Here is an 18422-nt window from a genome sequence, read left to right as displayed (position 1 = left end):
ATGAAAATAAAGGCTAAACTCTTAATTGGTTTTAGTGCGATGCTGGCGATTATGCTGGCACTTACTATGATTGGATACGATCGTTTGGATTATATGAATGGTCAGCTTGAGGGTTACCAGGATAGATATATGAAGGGGCGTTCTTCTTCAGGTATGCGTGGAGAAGTGAATGATATGGCGCGGATATTAACGACGACCATGTTAAGCGCTGATACATCAACGGTAGAATCACAAAAAAAAGAGATTGATAAAAAAATAGCTAAGGCTAATGAGCACTACGACAAAATAAAAGAATCAATGACTAGCGCTGAAGAGATGCAGATCGTTAATCAAATTGATGATTCTTATACGATCTATCTAAATTATCAGGAAAAAATATTGAAGCTGTTATCAGCTGGTTATTTCCAGAATGCCAGCACGTATTCTAACACAGAGGGACAAGCGATTCAGAATGCCGTGTTAAATGCTCTGAACAGTCTCTCTGATTATAATGCCTTTATTATGAATGAAGAGAGCGCAAAAGCTAAAGATGCCTACCAAAGCTCTACTCAGATGGTCATCTTGATGATGATTGTGGGTCTGCTACTTGGACTTGGAGTTGTTCTTTGGATCATTCCAAGCATTACGCGGGGGCTTAACGTCGTTTCGATGATGATTACCAGCTTTGGCAACGGCAGAATCCGGGCCATAAGGCGTATAAAGGTTACTTCGAAAGATGAGATTGGTGAGGTTGCCCTTGTCTTTAAGAAAATGGCGTTAGATCTTGAAGAGAAACAGCAAATGGAACAGGCTTATGCACAGGCGCAGAATGATCAATCCTGGCTGAATGCAAATGTTGCTCAGGTGACAGAACTTCTCCGGGGGGTTAGCTCATTGGATCAGGTCTCACAGACCTTTATTAACGAGTTCACCCCTGTGCTGGGAGCCCAGTTTGGGGCAGTATATTTAAAGGATGCTAACCGTCCAGATTTTCTGCGAAGCAGTGGTTATTATGCAGTAGATAGCGATAAGAAACCAAAGGAAGGTTTTGTGATTGGAGAAGGACTCGTAGGACAAAGTGCGCTTGATATGCACCCAATCAGATTGGAACGGGCTCCTGAAGATTACATCTCCGTGAAATCCGGCTTTGTGGATTCACAGCCAGGATATATTTCCATTCATCCGCTTATTTTTGAAGACGAGCTGCTCGGTGTAGTAGAATTCGCTTCATTCCAGCCATTTAGCAGTCTGAAAAATGATTTGCTGCAACAACTTGCGAATAATTTAAGCATTATTTTCAATAATATTAGTCGTCGTCTGATTGTAGAGAAATTACTGCGTGAGTCACAAGCACTTACGGAAGAACTGCAATGTCAGTCAGAAGAGCTGCAGACTCAGCAAGAAGAACTGCGTCGTTCCAATGAGAACTTGGAAGAGCAGACGGACGCACTTAAGCGTTCAGAAGAACTGCTGCAACGTCAGCAGGAGGAACTGGAACATTACAATACGGAACTCGTCGCCAAGACTCGTGCACTAGAGGAGCAAGTGCAGGAGGTTGAGGAGAAAAAAGATGAAATTGAGCATGCTAAGGTTCAGCTAGAGAAACAGGCTATGCAATTATCCGTGACTAGTAAGTATAAATCAGAATTTATGGCGAACATGTCCCATGAATTGCGGACGCCGCTCAACAGTCTGCTGATCTTGTCCCAGCTGCTTACCGAGAACAAGGATGGTAATTTAACGGAGAAGCAGGTTGAATTTGCCCATACGATTTATATGTCAGGTGCTGACCTGCTTAAGATGATTGATGAAATTTTAGACCTGTCCAAGGTTGATGCAGGAAAAATGGAACTGAATCATGAAGAAATTAAACTGACTGAGCTGAAAAGCTTTGTGAAGCAGAATTTTGCTCCACAGGCGCTCAAAAAAGGACTCTCCTTACGGATAGCCTTTAACGAGCCGCTGCCAGATAGCGTAATTGCCGATAGTCATCGGTTGAAGCAGGTCTTAAGAAATCTGCTTTCCAATGCCTTTAAATTTACAACCGAAGGTTTTATCGAGTTTTCAGTTAGCCCGGCAGATACTAATCTCTTGCCACTAAATCTGCCGAGTGATAATGAATATATTGCTATTGCTGTGAAGGACAGTGGCATTGGTATTCCGGCTGACAAAACAGATATTGTATTCGAAGCCTTCCAGCAAGTAGACGGAACAACCAGCCGTAAATATGGAGGCACGGGCCTGGGATTGTCGATCAGCCGTGAATTGGTTCGTATAATGGGTGGAGCTATTGTGCTCGAATCCCGTGAGGGACAAGGCAGTACCTTCACTTTGTATTTGCCGGTGAAGGCAAATTACAGTAAACAACCTGCAGAAATAGAAGCTGCTGTGTCCAAAGAGGATTCAACATATGATGAATATATTGGAGACATGCTTCCAACCTTAGTGCCAGCAGCTGTTAACGTACCCCTTCCACAACTGACAATTGAGGATGACCGTGACAATTTGACGGCGAATGACAAAGTCCTGCTTATTATTGAAGATGATGAAAGCTTTGCGAAAATCTTGCTAGACATGGCTCGTGGTCGCAGATTTAAAGGCTTAGTAGCGCTTCAAGGCGATATTGGACTGCAGATGGCAAAAACTTATTTGCCAGATGCGATTATTCTCGATATACAGCTGCCTGTAATGGACGGCTGGACCATTCTTAGAGAGCTGAAAAGTGCATCTCAGACCCGTCACATTCCTGTTCATGTTATCTCAGTGAACGATGAAGTGAAGCAAGGATTGATGATGGGGGCTATGGCGTATCTAAGAAAACCATCTTCAAGAGAAGCATTGGAGCGGGCTTTCTCACAAATTGAGAACTATACGTCCAGCACTGTGAAGTACCTTCTGATTGTAGAAGATGATGAGATTCAACGTCGTTCCATTATGGAATTGATTGGTCATGATGATGTAGCTATTACCGCGGTATCAACCGGCAATGAGGCACTGATGGAGCTGCGCAAGCAGAGATATGATTGTATGGTTCTGGATCTTATGCTTGGGGATATGAACGGCTTTGAACTGCTGGATCAGATTCGTGATGATGAGGAATTAAACGATCTTCCTATTATTATTTATACAGGTAAGGATTTAGATAGCAAAGAAGAGACACAGCTCCGCAAGTATGCTGAATCCATAATTATCAAGGATGTTCGTTCTCCGGAACGACTACTGGATGAGACAACGTTGTTCTTGCACCGGGTAGAAGCCAATCTTCCGGAAGATAAACGTAAAATTTTGCAGAAGCTGCATAACAAGGAAGAGTTATTCGAAGGGAAGAAAATACTGCTCGTCGATGATGATATTCGTAATGTTTTTGCACTCTCTAGTGTACTGGAAGAATACCACATGGAAGTGAAGTTTGCGGAGAACGGACGTGAAGCGCTGGAAATGCTGGTAGAGCAAGAAGATTTTGATCTCGTGCTTATGGATATGATGATGCCGGAAATGGACGGATATGAAGCTATGCGCCGAATCCGTGAAATGCCGCAATATCAGAAACTGCCTATTATTGCGCTTACCGCCAAAGCAATGAAAGAGGATCGCGCCAAATGTATTGAAGCGGGAGCTTCTGATTATATGAAGAAACCGATCGCAACAGGTCAACTTCTTTCGTTAATGCGTGTCTGGTTGTATTCGTAAACTCAAATTTGGGGTAATACCTTTTTAAGAACTAACATGACTAGAATTACGGTGTGTTAATAAGGGAGTCGGGATAACAATGAAAGCGATAGAACACGGATATGAGGAGCAGCCCGTTATGGTAGGAAGTGACGAGTTGGAGCAAATTGAGATCGAGCTGCTCCTTGATGGAGTACACCGTTTATATGGATATGATTTCCGGAATTATGCGTTGCCTTCTTTGAAGCGGCGTATCTGGCATCATGTGCATGCGGAGAATGTACACAGCATATCCGCGCTGCAAGAAAAGGTGCTGCATGATCGCGCCTGTTTTGAACGATTTGTCTATAGTCTCTCCATTCCGGTTACCGAAATGTTTAGGGATCCGGGGTTATTTTTAACGTTTCGCCAGAAGGTAGTTCCGTTGTTGAGGACTTATCCCTATATTCGTATCTGGCATGCTGGATGCTCCACTGGTGAAGAAGTATACTCTATGGCCATCCTGCTTCATGAAGAAGGGCTTTACGATAAGGCTCGGATTTATGCCACAGATATGAATGAGCGTTCTTTACAGCAGGCTAAAGAAGGCGTCTATGATATTAGCAGAATGAAGCAATACACTAAGAATTATTTGGAGGCGGGAGGTACCCGGGCATTCTCTGAATACTATACAGCGAAGTATAACTCGGTTATTTTACAGCCATATTTACGCAAAAACATTATATTTGCTGAGCATAACTTAGCTACAGATACTTCTTTTAATGAGTTTAATGTTATTTTCTGCCGCAATGTGATGATCTATTTCAATGATGAGCTGCGTGATCATGTTCACGGCTTGTTTCATGAAAGTTTAAGTCGTTTTGGAATACTTGTTCTAGGCTCTAAAGAATCCATTCACTTTACGAAGTACAGCGATTGTTATGAGTCTTTGGACAGAGTAGAGAAAATATACCGTAACATAAAATAACGCATGAAGGAGGGTGGTCCTATGGGGTTTCAAGAACCAATTCATATACTACTAGTAGATGACCGTCCTGAAAATCTGCTGGCGCTGGAGGCGGTACTTGAAAGCCAGCATTATGAGCTAGTCAAAGCCACCTCCGGCGAAGAAGCGCTGCGGTGTTTGTTAAGGTATGATTTTGCTGTCATCGTACTGGACGTGCAGATGCCAGGTATGGATGGGATCGAGACCGCAAAGTTGATTAAAGCCAGAGAAAAAACAAAGGAAATTCCGATTATCTTTATCTCTGCGAATAGTAAGGAAGCGGAGCATTTATTCGCGGGCTATTCTGCAGGGGCTATTGATTATATGGTTAAACCCTTCATTCCACAAATTCTGAAGTCTAAGATACAAGGTTTTGTCGAGATGTATATTACGAGCAAAAAACATCAGACTCAGACCATGCTGCTGCAGCAAAAGACGAAAGAGCTGGAAATCATAAATAGTGAGCTCGTAAAGGCTAAGGAAGAGGCGGAGATCGCCTCCAAAGCGAAGTCGGAATTTCTGGCTATGATGAGTCATGAGATTCGTACACCAATGAATGGCGTAGTGGGTATGATTGATTTATTAATGGAGACTGACCTTGCTCCTGAGCAGAAGGAGTATTCCGAGATCATTCGGAAAAGTGCAGACACGTTGATTACGGTTATAAACGATATTCTTGATTTCACCAAAATGGAATCCGGTAAAATGGAAATCGAAGAGCAGCTGTTCGAACTTCGCACATGTATTCAAGAGGTGTTCAGCCTCTTTTCGGTGGAAGCGGGAAAAAAGAACCTGGAGCTCGCTTATTTTATCGATCAGAAGTTGCCTAGACTTTTATATGGAGATATGGCTCGTCTACGCCAAGTATTAATTAATCTGATTGCTAACGCAGTTAAATTTACAAATCAGGGCGGTGTCTATTTAGTCGCTTCCATCAAAGAAACATCTGGGCACAAGGTAGAAGTCGAGTTTACGGTCATGGATACAGGGATTGGTATTTCTCCAGAGAAATGCGACCGATTATTCCAACCGTTCTCACAGCTGGATTCTTCAATGACACGGAAATACGGGGGGACAGGGCTTGGTTTAGCCATATGTAAATCCCTTGTAGGCATGATGGGCGGAGAAATACGGGTAGAATCCATGGAGCAAAAAGGAGCTACCTTTATTTTTACGATTCAAGCATCCGTACCTGGAGAAGATTTGACAGGAGGTTATCAAGAAGAGGAATCGCCTCATCTTCTTCTTAATCAGGAGAGCAGAAGCCGAATTCTTGTTGTAGATGACCATCCTATCAATCAGCGTCTGATGGTTAGCATGCTAGATAAGCTCGGCTATGAAGCTGATATGGCTGAGGACGGGAAACAGGCTGTGCAAATGGCGCTTAAGCAGCCCTATGATTTTATCTTTATGGATCTCCAAATGCCAGTAATGGATGGCCTGGAGGCAACCGCCCAAATCCGTCGAGAAGGCGGTCCGGCGGCTGAGAAGACTATTATTATTGCAATGACTGCGAATGTCATGGATGGCATTCAGAATCGCTGTAAAGCCTCAGGAATGGATGACTATATCAGCAAGCCACTTAAGATGAGCAGTATTAAGCAGATTATCTCTCGGTATTCTAGCAGCGATAATCGGATGGCTGAACCAGATACATCTATTTTTCAGGCGTAACCCAAGATTTACTAGTTTATATTTTAATGTTATTTGTTTCAAAGGTAGGACTATGAGGTTATTAATATAGAAAATATTTATCAGGAGAGATCGTCTATGAACACGCATAAAAGTAATAAGTTTCACGCTAAGACAGAGACAAAAGAAAATGTATGTACGGTTTTCCTGAATGGTGAACTTGATCTATCCGTTGCTTCCGATTTCCGTTTGGTAATGGAGCCGCTTGTAGGTGATACGAAGCATGATTTAGTAATAAATCTTAAAGAATTAAAATACATCGATAGCACGGGTATTGGTATTCTACTTTCGATCCTGAAATCAAGACAAGGTATGGACGTTAAGTTTATGGTTGAGGATGTTCCTCCCCAAATTCAGAAGCTGTTTGACATGACTGGTATTACCAAGTTTTTTGCCTCCCAAGAGAATTCCCACTAGGAAAGGATAGAACAAAGAATGAGTGATGATGTGCAAAAAGTAATTCTTCAGCTGCCGGCTAGCGCAGAGTATGTGGATATTGTTAGGTTAAATTTATATGGTATTGCTTCAAAAATGGGCTTCACCTACGAAGATATTGAAGATATGAAGGTAGCTGTATCAGAGGCGTGTAACAATTCAGTATTGTACGCCTATGGACAACAAGACGGAATGGTTGATGTAATCTTTGAGGTGGGTGAAAGTGCCTTATCCATTACAGTCAAAGACGAGGGGGAGAGCTTTGACGGTTTGGAAGACTCGTCCAGTGAGCGTATGACACTGCATGATAAAGAGTTGAGTGACGTTCAGGTCGGCGGTTTAGGGTTCTACTTAATGCAAGCGTTGATGGATGACGTGAGCGTTGTAAGTGAGGCCGGAAGAGGGACGGTAGTAACTTTGAAGAAGCACCTTAACTTTAGCGAGGAAAAGGTATGAGTGATAAGGTGACTCCCCCCGAGTCCATGAATGAAGCAGTCACCCAAATTTGGGAATATCAGCAGACTAAGGATAATGAACGCGCAACAGTGCTGATACAGAAATATGAGCCTATGGTAAAAATGGCTGCTGGAAAAATTTCTCGCAACCGCCCCGACTTGTATGAGGATTTATATCAGGTCGGGCAAATGGCGCTCATCCGGTTATTACAGCAATATGATATTAGCCTTGGAATCCCTTTTGAGCCCTATGCGATGAAAAGCATGATTGGACATATGAAGAATTTCCTACGTGATAAATCTTGGTACATACAGGTACCTAGACGGATTAAAGAAAAGGGGGCACTTGTTCAACACGCGATTGACGAACTAACAGTGAAGCTGGAACGTTCGCCTGCGGTGGATGAGATTGCTCATTATCTTGATTTGTCTGTTGAAGAAACTGTAGAAGTACTGGCGGGCAGAGAATGTTATCATTACGTCTCCCTAGACTCGCCCCTTTCTCAAGAGGAGACAGGAGCTACGCTAGGCGAGCTGATCAGCTCTGACGCAAATGATTACGAGACCGTAGAGAAACGTATGGATTTGCAACAAGCACTAGGTCAATTGAAGGAACAGGAGCAGCAGGTGCTGCTGTTAGCGTTCCAAGATGGACAATCCCAGCGGGCGATCGCCCAGAAGCTGGGGGTATCACAGATGAGCGTTTCACGCATACAGAAGCGGGCCACTGAGAAGTTAAAGCAGATTATGGCCAACTCTTCCTATTGAGTTCCTGTATGGGTAGTATACATTTTCGACGATAAGGACATGCCTCTCTCCGCTGACTGGAGACCCGCATGTCCTTTATTTGTATACTATTGTAGACTTATTCCCCCGCTTGTCCGTCCAACCTAGAGGATTAGACGGACAAGCGGGGGAAGCGGTCGATAGTTGGGGAATAGATCGATAGTCTTGCGGTTAGCTATTAGCATCAATGTATTTTTTAATTTCGCCAAGATACTCTCCGATTACTGGAACATTAAGAAAAAGACTAAGAATGTAGCCTAATAAACCAAGGACTACAAATGTTCCGAGAGATAGTCCAAGTCCCCGAGATATACCGGCCATCAGGTTTGTGATGATTCTTTTTTTCGGATCTGAATAGTTGTCGAGAATGTCCTTGAATTCTGATTTTTCCAGTGAGTGAGCGATCTTATCAAGACGACTGTTTAAGCGTTTCACTTCATGTCGCAACTCGAAAGGATGTTCATCAATTTCATAAGGTTTTGTTTGGTTATTTGAATCTGCCATGCGCCATCCCTGCTTTCTATAGCCCTAACGGGCATTAATTGAATGTCTAGTTGTATCTGCTGATGTGAATAAAGGTATAACTAAACAACAGCCAGCTGCGGTCAGCTGGCTGTTGTTTGTTAAAGTGATAGCTGTATGATGCCGCAGATTAGTAATTGGATTTATAGGAGGATTTTACATCCTCTTTCGCATCCTTAGCCTGATTGGCAACCTCTTTAGAGGATGCTTTGGCTTCATCAGCTACGTCTTTAGAGGCGTCTTTAACATCCGAGCTTACATTGCTTGAGGCTTCACTTACAGTGTCACCAATTTTACTTCCAGCCTCTTGAAGAGTGGCGGCAATCTGTTGTTTGCTGTCACTGACAGTGGTATAGATATCAGAGGCTTTATCTGATACCGTACTAGCCAAATCGGTTGCTTTTTCGCCAACGGTTGTCGCAATAGCTTTGGTTTTGTCAGTTACGGCACCAGCAACTTCTTTGGTCTTGTCTGTAGCTAGAGAAAGTTTATCTGACAGATCACTGCGCATTTCACGGCCAGGCTTTGGTGCAAATAGCAAGGCTGCTGCGGCACCAATTAAGCTACCGATAAAGATACCTTTTAATAAGCTGCTTCCGTTCTCTACTTCATGTTCTACGTTACTCATCACCAATCACTCCTTATAATTTATCTTACTTCGTATATAAACTTTGGCGTATGGGCTGAAACAGTTGAAGAGCAAGGGGGAGATTACGGGAGGTTAAGGGAGGATACGGTAACCTAGATGGCTTTAGGTCATATAAACCGCGTTTTTGAGGCTTTATCAACATTTGTTTATGCGCAAAAAAAGAAGGGTGAAGACAGGCTGTGATATGCAGCATATGTCTCCATCCTTCCACGATTGAATTTAGAATGTTACGGATTAATCATTAACGGCTTGGAGTACCGCATAGCCGAATTCAGGCAGATTCAGATGCAGCTGGGATGTGGAGGTTTCAGTCCGCTTCTGCGTCTTTAGGTTTACCCATATCATGTCTGCCCCGGTTACAGGAATGATGACATCGGCCATAACATCTTCATTATTCAATACGATTATGAATCGGCTTTGTTTGTCCCACCGCTCATATACAAGCAGCTTTGGATAACCCGGAATCTCCAGCGCTTTAAATCCACTGCTCCGGAATGCGGGATGAGATTTACGAAGGCTGATCGTCCAGCGATAGTATTCGAGCAATTCTTGATTCTGTTTCTGGGAGTCCCACTCCATGCATTTTCGGTTGTCCGGGTCGTATCCGCCATCCATGCCGATTTCATCGCCATAATAAATACAGGGTGCTCCCTGAAAGGTCATCTGGAACAAAACGGCCAGCTTTAACTTCCTGATGTCACCGCCACAAAGTGTCAGGAAACGAACTGTATCATGGCTGTCTAGCAGATTAAAGGCGGCTTCCGTAATTTGTTGCGGATAATTCGCTAGCATAGTAGCAACCGACTGAGAGAATTGTGCAGCATTGATCTGTCCGTGGGCGAAAAAATTAATTTGAATATTCGTTAGCGGGTAATTCATAACGGCGTCAAACTGATCGCCAAGCAGCCACGGCAAGGAATCATGCATGATTTCTCCTACGAGATAGGCCTCTGGATTAACGCTTTTGATCGTACTGCGGAATTGCCGCCAGAACGAATGGGAGACTTCATTTGCGACATCAAGCCGCCAGCCGTCTATACCGATTTCCTCGATCCAATAGCGGCCTGCATTCAGTAGATATTCTATGACTTCAGGATTCTCAGTGTTGAATTTAGGCATGATAGGCTCGAATGCAAATGTGTCATAGGTGGGAATTCCGTCGATGACCTGTGGCGGCCACTCGCGTACATGGAACCAATCGGCATAACGCGAAGATTGCCCGTTCGCGAGCAGATCAACAAATGGCGGGAAGGTATGGCCGCAATGATTAAAGACACCGTCCAGGATGACACGGATGCCTTTGGAATGACAGGAGTCCACAAACTCTTTCAGCAATGTGTTGGTGCCAAAATGAGGATCGACCAAGTAATAATCTTCTGTATCGTATTTATGATTGGTGGTTGCCGCAAATAGAGGATTAAAATATATAGCATTGATGCCCAATTCACAGAGATAATCCAAATGATCTAGTACACCCTGCAAGTCTCCTCCGAAGAAATTCCGAGGACTCGGTGTGCCGCCCCATTCGAGTACATCTGTCGGATCGTTGGTGGGATCACCATTCGCGAAACGCTCCGGGAATATTTGATAAAATACTGCATCTTTCACCCAAGATGGAGGGGAGTGCACATCTTCACGATTCAAAAATGGAAAGTCGAACAGACCCTCATATACAACAGCAGGTGGCTCTGGATAAAATCCTTTTTCCAAAAAATAAAGGACTTCGTCTTTGTTATAAAGCGCAAAGTAATACGCGAGTCTGCGGTAAACAGGACGGACGGAGGCTTGCCAGTAATCGAACAAGCCGTCAGAAGCGAGGCGCTGCATTGGAATGACCTCATGCGTTTTGTCCCAGCCAAATTTATCTCCACAGAAAAGGTCGATCTGTGATACGTTGTCCCGCTTAGTTCTTAGGCGAATATGAAGTGTAGACTCATCGTAGGCATATGACCAATTTTGTCCCATACGGTGATAAACGGCTTCCGGTTGAATCATACTCATTTTCCATCCCTTCGGGCATGTAAACGCAAAAAAGGGCCAACCTCATGATTTTCAGAGGTTGAACCCTTGGCGGTTTCATTGCCTTTAAATTTGTCTGCATCTTACCATAACCCTCAAGAGCAAAGCAAGAGGTTATTTCACAAGAATTTACAATATGGAATATTTAGTATGTGGTAGGAATAAAGAGAAAATAAGAGAAAAGATAAGATAAACTTTGTTAAACCGTCTTGTTTGGACTTATACCCTGATTGCAATCAAAATTATGGATATTATAGAATGAGGGCGAACGAACTTGATTTTTCATAACACGCATTCAAATTAAAGGCACTGTTACCTGCAAAGGTACAACCTCGGCACTTTGTGCAAATGAGGTTGTACCTTTTTTATATGCTTTTTTTCAATGCGGGTTAGGTTTAATCACTCATGATCGAAGGGGAGATGAGCAAATGAAGAAGAGTAAACGTTCCAAAATGCAAGCGGTAACATTTAGTTTAGTCCTATGCCTGCTGTTAACTTTGACGGTCACCGCATGCGGTTCTGGCAATGGGAACTCCGCATCAAAGCCGAATTCGAGTCCGAATTCCGCAGTGAACGAGCCGGGGGGAACCACAAATGAGACAAATACCGAAGAGAAAACCACTGATGAGGAAATGAAGCCAGAAGCAGGGGCCAAACTTATGGTCTGGGAAGCCAAGGAGCAGCTTGAATACATGAAGCAGGTAGCTGCTGATTTCGAAAAAGAATATGGTGTTCCCGTCACGGTTGAGGAAATGGCGGGTGGCGATCAAGGCGCAAGACTGGCGACGGATGGTCCGTCTAAACTTGCTGCAGATGTGTTGACTCTGCCCCATGACCAGATCGGGCAAGCCGTAAAAGCAGGGCTGCTTTTGCCAAACGATGTTTTTGAGGAAGAAACCAAATCAACGATGGTGGCAACAGCCGTTCAGGCATCGTCTTATGATGGCATTCTTTACGGTTATCCTAAATCGGTGGAAACCTATGCGCTGTTCTACAACAAGGACCTGATTCCTGACGCTCCTAAAACGTGGGATGATGTGATTGCTTTTGCAGATACGTACAACAATCCGAAGGAAAACAAATTCGCAATCATGTGGGAATTCGTCGGATATTACAGCTATCCGTTTATTGGCAGCTTCGGCGGATATATTTACGGAGACAACAATACGAATTTCAAGGATATTGGATTGAACAATGAGGGCACTATCAAAGGATTTACGTTTCTGCAGAGCCTCAAAAAAATTCTGCCTTTGAATGCAGGAGATATCACTTATGACGTGAAAACCCAATTATTCCAAGAAGGTAAGCTGGCGATGAATATCGATGGGCCATGGTCCATAGCGGCGTTTAAGGAAAATGTTAACCTGGGTGTGGCTCCTCTTCCAAAGGGACCTGACGGTCAAGACAGTCTTTCTTTCTCCGGTGTCAAATCGTATTATGTTAACTCATATACGGAATATCCGGTCGCAGGCCGTTTGTTCGCACATTTTGCAAGCAACAAGGAGAACCAGCTTAAGAACTTTGAGATGACGGGAGCGATTCCTGCGAGTATAGAGGCTGGAGAAGCGCCGGAAATCAAAGATGACCCTATTATTGGCGGATTCTTCGAGCAATTCCAAAATTCCGTTCCAATGCCTTCCGTTTCAGAAATCAAATCCGTCTGGGAACCCCTAAAAGCAGCGTTTGTGTCCCTGTGGAACGACTCGAATCTTGATGTTAAACAGACGCTGGATCAGACTGTAACCACGATTCAGGCCGATCTGGAGTCGAAGTAAAGGGCAGGTGATTTAACCATGAGGAAAAAAACAGGCGCAGCGCTACTCTCGGCTATTATTCCGGGACTGGGCCAGTTCTACAACCGGCAGTGGCTGAAAGGATTGGTATTCCTGCTGGTGGGGTCTGCTGGAATTTACTATATTGCTAATGATCTGATGGGACATTTGCATGGCTTAATTACGCTTGGGGAATTTCCAAGCCGTATGGTCAAGGTAGGCAAATTAACCCGGATGGTGGAAGGCGACCACTCCATTTTTATGATGATCAATGGTCTAATGGCATTGCTGGCGCTGCTCTTTTATACAGCTTTTCATTTACTGAACATCAGAGATGCATTCCTAGTTGGAGCTGCACGGGACCGGAAAGAGCCCATTCATTCATTCGCTGAATCGCTCAGAGCTATGGGGCGGAGGAATTTTGCCTATCTTGTCCTCGCGATTCCCTTTGTGGCCGTGGTTTTTCTGACGATATTACCACTTGTTTTTTCGGTGCTACTGGCGTTTACGAACTATGCCGACCCGATTTTACCGCCAGCACATCTTGTAGACTGGGTGGGTTTCGGTAATTTTAATAAAATGCTTAGTCTGGATGTCTGGAGTTCCACCTTCGGTGGAGTGCTGACTTGGACCTTGATCTGGGCGGTTATTGCTACTGCGACTACTTACATTGGAGGTGTGCTCATTGCAGTACTTATTCACCAGCCCCGTGTCCGCTGCAAAAAGCTTTGGCGCACACTTCTGATCGTTCCGTTCGCTATTCCCAATATGATTTCTCTGCTCGTCATGCGCAATATGTTCAATAATCAATTCGGACCGATCAATAGTTATTTAAGAGCCTTGGGATTGGAGGGGGTGGCCTGGCTAACCAATCCTTTCTGGGCTAAGGTCACTGTAATTCTGGCTAATATGTGGATCGGCATTCCGGTGACCATGATTCTGGCCTTCGGGGTGCTGACAACAATTCCGAAGGATATGTATGAAGCGGCAGAAGTAGACGGTGCTGGGTCATTTTATAAATTCCGCATGATTACGCTGCCCATGGTATTGTTCGCAACCGCACCTATCCTGATTATGCAGTTTGCCGGCAATATTAACAGCTTTAATGTCATTTATCTAATGACTAACGGAGAACCGGTTAATCCCAACTACCAGTACGCGGGCCACACTGACTTGCTGGTGACTTGGCTTTATAAACTGGCGCTGAACCAGTCGCAGTATAGCTTTGCTTCTGTCATCGGGATTGTCATCTTCCTGATGGTCGCGACATTCTCCATCTGGAGCTACCGGCGGACGCGATCCTTTAAAGAGGAGGATATGATTGCATGAAGCTAAGACTGACGGAAGCGTTAAAAACGTTTGGAAGCCATTTATTGCTGATTGTGCTCAGTTTTATTAGTCTTTTCCCAGCCTTCTGGATTATTATGTCTTCGTTCAAAACAGGAAACAGTTTGTTCAGTGACTCATTGATTCCTAAGAATTTTACCTTTGTTCATTACAAGGAACTGTTTGAGCAAACTAAATATTTGTTATGGTTCATGAATACGCTAAAGATTGCGGCGTTGTCTACGCTGCTCGGCACCTTTTTGCTGCTGCTGACTTCGTACGCCATTTCTCGTTATCGATTTACGGGCAGAAAAACTACACTAACCGCGCTCCTGGTTCTGCAGATGTTTCCGGGATTTATGGCTATGATTGCAGTTTACGTGCTGCTGAACACACTTGGGCTACTGAATTCTCATTGGGCACTTGTGCTCGTATACAGCAGCGGCGCTATTATCACGAATGTTTTTGTGGCTAAAGGTTTTTTTGATACGATTCCTAAAAGCTTGGAAGATGCTGCGCGAATGGATGGGGCGAGCCATATGAAAGTATTCCTTTCTATCATGATCCCGTTATCTAAGCCGATGCTCACCTATGCCAGCCTTATGATTTTCAACGGCTGCTTTGTGGATTTTATATTCGCCGACCTTGTATTGCGCACGGAGGATACAAGAACGCTCGCCGTTGGGCTTTACCGGATGGTGAACCAGAGCAACTCAACCGAGTTTACGTTGTTCGCTGCCGGAGCGGTATTGGTCGCTCTCCCAGTCACGCTGCTGTTCATTTTCCTACAGCGTTTCTTGGTGGATGGCCTTACCGCAGGTGCAAGCAAAGGATAAGGCGAACTGCGCTACCCTTGTGAAGCTACGCTGAATTCGATAAAAACCGCTTTCTACTCAGAGATCAAGGTTCTGAGAAGGAAGCGGTTTTTTATATTTTATCCGGTTTCTATAATCTTCTTGGTGTGGACAGGATTGAAGAATAATGAAAATAGGAGTAGAATTCCTCATGGAACCAACACTTAAGGGAGTTTGTGGAGTACTCAAAAATCCCCGGAGCACGGGGTTATTTTCTAGCATTTATTAAATGTGAATACTAATAAGTCCTTGTGAGTTATAGAGCATCTAGAGAAAAGAGGAGAGATATTTTGGAAACCGTATTAGTACGAGAGTATCGGGCGGATTTGCTGGAATGTGTCCATAGTGGGCATATTGCCATCGTAGGAGAGAATGGAAATTTAATGGGGTATGCAGGTGACCCGGAATTTGTATCGTTCACCCGTTCAGCTGCTAAACCCCTTCAGGCTATTCCAGGCGTACGTGGGGGGATCGTGGAGCATTACGGCTTTACTCCCGCAGAGGTTGCCCTGATGACCGCCTCTCATCGGGGAGAGAGCTACCATGTTGCTGCGCTAGAGAGCATATCCTCCAAGATTGGCATCGATGAGCAACAAATGATCTGTGCAACGAGTTACCCGCTGGATTATTCCAGCAGGGAGAACGCCATTCGTGGTGCGGGCAAAAGAAAGTTCTATCATAACTGTGCGGGCAAGCACATGGGCATCTTAGCTTACAGTAAGCTCAAAGGTTTGCCGCTTGAAGAATACTCACAGCCGGAGCAAACGGTGCAGCGTGAGATTATCGACACCATTGCTTATATGGCTGGTGTGGCCCCAGACAGCATCGGTTTAGGTACGGACGGATGTGGACTTCCGGTATTTGCTCTGCCTCTGACCGCCTTGGCGACAGCCTATTTGAAATTAGCCAATCCGGATTTGATTGCAGATGAAGCTACTCGCAAAGCGGTTACTACTATTACAACGGCAATGAATGCTTATCCGGAGATGGTTTCTGGATCTGGTCGCCTTGATTCTATTCTTTTGGAAGATGATAATATTATTGCTAAAGGTGGATTTAAGGGTGTGTATTGCTTCGGTTTACGCCGTGAGCGACTGGGGATTGCCTTCAAGATTCTGGATGGGTCGGAAGAAGAGTGGGGACTTATTGTACAGGGAATTTTAAACCAAATTGGTTATAGTCAGAAAAATACCTTGGAAAAGCTGCGCAATGCATTTTCAGGCGTGATTTACAATGACGGGGGTACACGAGTAGGCCATGCGGATACCGAGTTCAAGCTTAATTTCATAAAGTAGGATCATATAAAAAGAGCCCTTCGACTACGAATCCATCTTCTGGATACGCAGCGAAGGGCTTTTTTCTACGAGAAGCGGTGGTCATCTTTAAAGGACGGCAACATCGTTTCTTCTTGTATAGGGAGAACTATTATTTATGACGTAGACGGCCGAGTTCGGAGACGAGTGCTTCCACCTGAGAAATACTCAGTCTGTCGCTGCCCATGGCTACCTCATATACATCATAGATATCTTCATAATGATCTACTGAAAAAGCGGAGGCTTGCATCGCCGCAGCACTGGCCATTTTTAATTTGTTTTTGATAGCCTCGATCATATACTCAACATTTTCCTGACTAGGCTTTGTTAAATCCATTAGGTTAAAACATCCTCTCTGTATACTGATTCATGTATTTTACCATGTTTGGCAGCTTGACCACCATTTTTTTGTCGGGTTCACTGAAATCATGTTAAATTAAAGGCATGAGATCAAAAAATATCATCGAAGGGAGCAAATGTATTGGCAATCAGAGAACAGGGAAGCGGAAAACGCATTAAAATGGACGATGCTGGACTGGTGTCCTTTTTCATGGAAATAGCTGCTCTGCATCCCGCCGAGGAAGTCACGTTTCTTTGTATCGGAACAGATCGATCTACAGGAGATGCACTCGGTCCGTTGACGGGCAGCAAACTTGTGGAACATGGCTTCCGACATGTAATCGGTACGTTGCCGTCTCCTTGCGATGCAGATAATTTGGTGGCCAGAGTGGCTGAGATTCCCTCCGGGCATATTGTAGTTGCGGTAGATGCTTGTCTGGGCCCTCCTATCGCGCTTGGATATTACTTCGTTTCGAGTGAGCCACTGCTGCCTGCACAATCGGTGGGGGCAAATCTTCCAGCCGTAGGTCACTATAGTTTGGCGGCCGTTGTGGATATGAATGGCCCGAAACCTTATCGGACGCTGCAGACTACTCCACTGCATAGAGTGATGGTTATGGCAGAACATATCGCTATAGCGGCAGCAAAAGGATTCGGACTCCAGTAGTACCCATTGGGCACTTAAAAATAAGCTGTCCGTTTCAAGGTGAGCTGTTTTGCTTAATAATAGATATTAGACACATTATCTTAGTATTCTAGAAAGAGGGAAGCAGCCATGGAAAGAGTTCGTTGTGACGGAAGCAATATATGCTACAGTGATCAGGGGAAAGGCGAAGTTATTGTATTGCTGCATGGCTTTTGTGGAAGCGCTGAATATTGGGAACAAGTCATTCCTGTCTTAAGCAGCGGCTACCGAGTGATTGCTCCCGATTTACGTGGTCACGGAGCTTCGGAAGCTCCACTAGGACCTTATAGTATTGAACAAATGGCAGATGATGTTCTGGGTCTGTTAGATTCGCTGGAGATTGCTGAATGCATCATGCTTGGTCATTCGCTTGGCGGATATATTACGCTATCGTTTGCTCAGCGTTATGCTTCTCGATTGAAAGGCTTTGGATTAATTCATTCTACTGCTTATCCAGATAGTGAAGAAGCTAAGGAAAAACGACTGAAGAGTGTCAGCGCGATTCAAAATGAAGGGATTACTCCTTTCGTAGACAGCTTCGTACCAGGCTTGTTTGCTGAAGCAACCGCTTCTGCATCCCCACAGCTGCTGGAGCGCGCTAAAGAAATCGGCTACAAAACGCCTCCACAAGGAGCGGCAGGAGCTGCACTGGCGATGCGTGAGCGTCCAGATCGACGGGATGTAATTACGGCCACTACGTTGCCGGTATTGCTTGTTGCTGGCGAGCAGGATGGATTGATTCCTGCTGAACGAACCTTTACTGCGGATAAACCAAATGTAACGCAAGCAACGATATCGGGTGCAGGCCACATGAGTCTTTTTGAAGCTCCTGAACGGTTAGCCGAGATCATTAAGGATTTTGTCCAGGCTTCCGTTTTAGATAATAGCCGCGTATAAAAAATCTTCTACAAAGAGGCAGCACGGCGCCATTCTGGCGTGTGC

General features: G+C 44.5%; 16 protein-coding genes. 12 read left to right on the top strand and 4 right to left on the bottom strand.

Translation table 11 applies throughout. The features are described 5' to 3' along the window. From NYE35_RS27240 to NYE35_RS27215, 6 genes are all read left to right on the top strand, one after another. Positions 1 to 3669, top strand: a complete 3669-nt coding sequence (locus NYE35_RS27240) for a response regulator (RefSeq protein ID WP_076275112.1) — start codon at positions 1 to 3, stop codon at positions 3667 to 3669. A gap of 79 nt (positions 3670 to 3748) precedes the next feature. Then, positions 3749 to 4615, top strand: coding sequence for a CheR family methyltransferase (locus tag NYE35_RS27235; protein ID WP_051491113.1), 867 nt, complete (start codon positions 3749 to 3751; stop codon positions 4613 to 4615). A gap of 21 nt (positions 4616 to 4636) precedes the next feature. After that, a complete protein-coding gene (locus NYE35_RS27230; RefSeq protein WP_038573327.1) occupies positions 4637 to 6307 on the top strand; it encodes a response regulator in 1671 nt (556 codons plus the stop codon). 96 nt (positions 6308 to 6403) lie between these two features. Next, positions 6404 to 6742: an STAS domain-containing protein gene (locus NYE35_RS27225; protein ID WP_036680220.1), complete on the top strand. Its 339-nt coding sequence runs from the start codon at positions 6404 to 6406 to the stop codon at positions 6740 to 6742. Between the two features lie 18 nt (positions 6743 to 6760). Beyond that, the gene (gene rsbW, locus NYE35_RS27220) at positions 6761 to 7216 is read left to right on the top strand and encodes an anti-sigma B factor RsbW (RefSeq protein ID WP_036680217.1); all 456 of its coding nucleotides are present in this window, start codon (positions 6761 to 6763) and stop codon (positions 7214 to 7216) included. Then, a complete protein-coding gene (locus NYE35_RS27215; RefSeq protein ID WP_036680216.1) occupies positions 7213 to 7983 on the top strand; it encodes a sigma-70 family RNA polymerase sigma factor in 771 nt (256 codons plus the stop codon). Before rsbW ends, NYE35_RS27215 begins: the two co-directional genes overlap by 4 nt. A gap of 189 nt (positions 7984 to 8172) precedes the next feature. Here the strand turns inward: NYE35_RS27215 and NYE35_RS27210 are convergent, their stop codons facing one another. The 3 genes from NYE35_RS27210 to NYE35_RS27200 all read right to left on the bottom strand — a co-directional run bounded on the left by NYE35_RS27210 (position 8173) and on the right by NYE35_RS27200 (position 11167). Next, a complete protein-coding gene (locus NYE35_RS27210) occupies positions 8173 to 8505 on the bottom strand; it encodes a DUF5665 domain-containing protein (RefSeq protein WP_036680215.1) in 333 nt (110 codons plus the stop codon). 148 nt (positions 8506 to 8653) lie between these two features. After that, complete coding sequence (locus NYE35_RS27205) at positions 8654 to 9151, bottom strand: YtxH domain-containing protein (RefSeq protein WP_038573324.1); 498 nt, start codon at positions 9149 to 9151, stop codon at positions 8654 to 8656. Positions 9152 to 9406: 255 nt separating this feature from the next. Next, the gene (locus NYE35_RS27200; RefSeq protein ID WP_341122518.1) at positions 9407 to 11167 is read right to left on the bottom strand and encodes a glycoside hydrolase family 13 protein; all 1761 of its coding nucleotides are present in this window, start codon (positions 11165 to 11167) and stop codon (positions 9407 to 9409) included. Positions 11168 to 11619: 452 nt separating this feature from the next. On the opposite strand from NYE35_RS27200, the gene NYE35_RS27195 reads away from it, so the two are divergent. The 4 genes from NYE35_RS27195 (at position 11620) to NYE35_RS27180 (ending at position 16438) form a co-directional block, all read left to right on the top strand. Beyond that, complete coding sequence (locus NYE35_RS27195; protein ID WP_076142229.1) at positions 11620 to 12966, top strand: sugar ABC transporter substrate-binding protein; 1347 nt, start codon at positions 11620 to 11622, stop codon at positions 12964 to 12966. Between the two features lie 18 nt (positions 12967 to 12984). Further along, positions 12985 to 14292 (top strand): sugar ABC transporter permease, encoded by a 1308-nt coding sequence (locus NYE35_RS27190; RefSeq protein WP_341122270.1) that lies wholly within the window; start codon positions 12985 to 12987, stop codon positions 14290 to 14292. Further along, positions 14289 to 15125, top strand: coding sequence for a sugar ABC transporter permease (locus tag NYE35_RS27185; protein WP_036680210.1), 837 nt, complete (start codon positions 14289 to 14291; stop codon positions 15123 to 15125). Before NYE35_RS27190 ends, NYE35_RS27185 begins: the two co-directional genes overlap by 4 nt. Before the next feature lie 308 nt (positions 15126 to 15433). Further along, positions 15434 to 16438 (top strand): asparaginase, encoded by a 1005-nt coding sequence (locus NYE35_RS27180; RefSeq protein ID WP_036680204.1) that lies wholly within the window; start codon positions 15434 to 15436, stop codon positions 16436 to 16438. Positions 16439 to 16568: 130 nt separating this feature from the next. On the opposite strand, the gene NYE35_RS27175 is transcribed toward NYE35_RS27180, so the two are convergent. After that, the gene (locus NYE35_RS27175) at positions 16569 to 16793 is read right to left on the bottom strand and encodes a DUF1128 domain-containing protein (RefSeq protein ID WP_036680203.1); all 225 of its coding nucleotides are present in this window, start codon (positions 16791 to 16793) and stop codon (positions 16569 to 16571) included. Positions 16794 to 16937: 144 nt separating this feature from the next. Here NYE35_RS27175 and yyaC point away from each other — a divergent pair, with 144 nt between their 5' ends. Together yyaC and NYE35_RS27165 are read left to right on the top strand one after the other, a co-directional pair. After that, positions 16938 to 17462, top strand: coding sequence for a spore protease YyaC (yyaC, locus tag NYE35_RS27170; protein ID WP_036680201.1), 525 nt, complete (start codon positions 16938 to 16940; stop codon positions 17460 to 17462). Between the two features lie 108 nt (positions 17463 to 17570). Beyond that, positions 17571 to 18377, top strand: coding sequence for an alpha/beta fold hydrolase (locus tag NYE35_RS27165; RefSeq protein WP_036680199.1), 807 nt, complete (start codon positions 17571 to 17573; stop codon positions 18375 to 18377). The last annotated feature ends 45 nt before the right edge of the window (positions 18378 to 18422 follow it).

Source organism: Paenibacillus sp. FSL L8-0494 (assembly GCF_038003695.1).
GTDB lineage: Bacteria > Bacillota > Bacilli > Paenibacillales > Paenibacillaceae > Paenibacillus_AQ > Paenibacillus_AQ odorifer.
This window is presented reverse-complemented; position numbering and strand designations above follow the sequence as displayed.

What these genes read in the sequence shown, in the direction of transcription:
- NYE35_RS27240 (WP_076275112.1), top strand. Translation starts at nt 1, where the DNA reads ATGAAAATAAAGGCTAAACTCTTAATTGGTTTTAGTGCGATGCTGGCG.
- NYE35_RS27235 (WP_051491113.1), top strand. Translation starts at nt 3,749, where the DNA reads ATGAAAGCGATAGAACACGGATATGAGGAGCAGCCCGTTATGGTAGGA.
- NYE35_RS27230 (WP_038573327.1), top strand. Translation starts at nt 4,637, where the DNA reads ATGGGGTTTCAAGAACCAATTCATATACTACTAGTAGATGACCGTCCT.
- NYE35_RS27225 (WP_036680220.1), top strand. Translation starts at nt 6,404, where the DNA reads ATGAACACGCATAAAAGTAATAAGTTTCACGCTAAGACAGAGACAAAA.
- rsbW (WP_036680217.1), top strand. Translation starts at nt 6,761, where the DNA reads ATGAGTGATGATGTGCAAAAAGTAATTCTTCAGCTGCCGGCTAGCGCA.
- NYE35_RS27215 (WP_036680216.1), top strand. Translation starts at nt 7,213, where the DNA reads ATGAGTGATAAGGTGACTCCCCCCGAGTCCATGAATGAAGCAGTCACC.
- NYE35_RS27210 (WP_036680215.1), bottom strand. Translation starts at nt 8,505, where the DNA reads ATGGCAGATTCAAATAACCAAACAAAACCTTATGAAATTGATGAACAT.
- NYE35_RS27205 (WP_038573324.1), bottom strand. Translation starts at nt 9,151, where the DNA reads ATGAGTAACGTAGAACATGAAGTAGAGAACGGAAGCAGCTTATTAAAA.
- NYE35_RS27200 (WP_341122518.1), bottom strand. Translation starts at nt 11,167, where the DNA reads ATGATTCAACCGGAAGCCGTTTATCACCGTATGGGACAAAATTGGTCA.
- NYE35_RS27195 (WP_076142229.1), top strand. Translation starts at nt 11,620, where the DNA reads ATGAAGAAGAGTAAACGTTCCAAAATGCAAGCGGTAACATTTAGTTTA.
- NYE35_RS27190 (WP_341122270.1), top strand. Translation starts at nt 12,985, where the DNA reads ATGAGGAAAAAAACAGGCGCAGCGCTACTCTCGGCTATTATTCCGGGA.
- NYE35_RS27185 (WP_036680210.1), top strand. Translation starts at nt 14,289, where the DNA reads ATGAAGCTAAGACTGACGGAAGCGTTAAAAACGTTTGGAAGCCATTTA.
- NYE35_RS27175 (WP_036680203.1), bottom strand. Translation starts at nt 16,793, where the DNA reads ATGGATTTAACAAAGCCTAGTCAGGAAAATGTTGAGTATATGATCGAG.
- NYE35_RS27165 (WP_036680199.1), top strand. Translation starts at nt 17,571, where the DNA reads ATGGAAAGAGTTCGTTGTGACGGAAGCAATATATGCTACAGTGATCAG.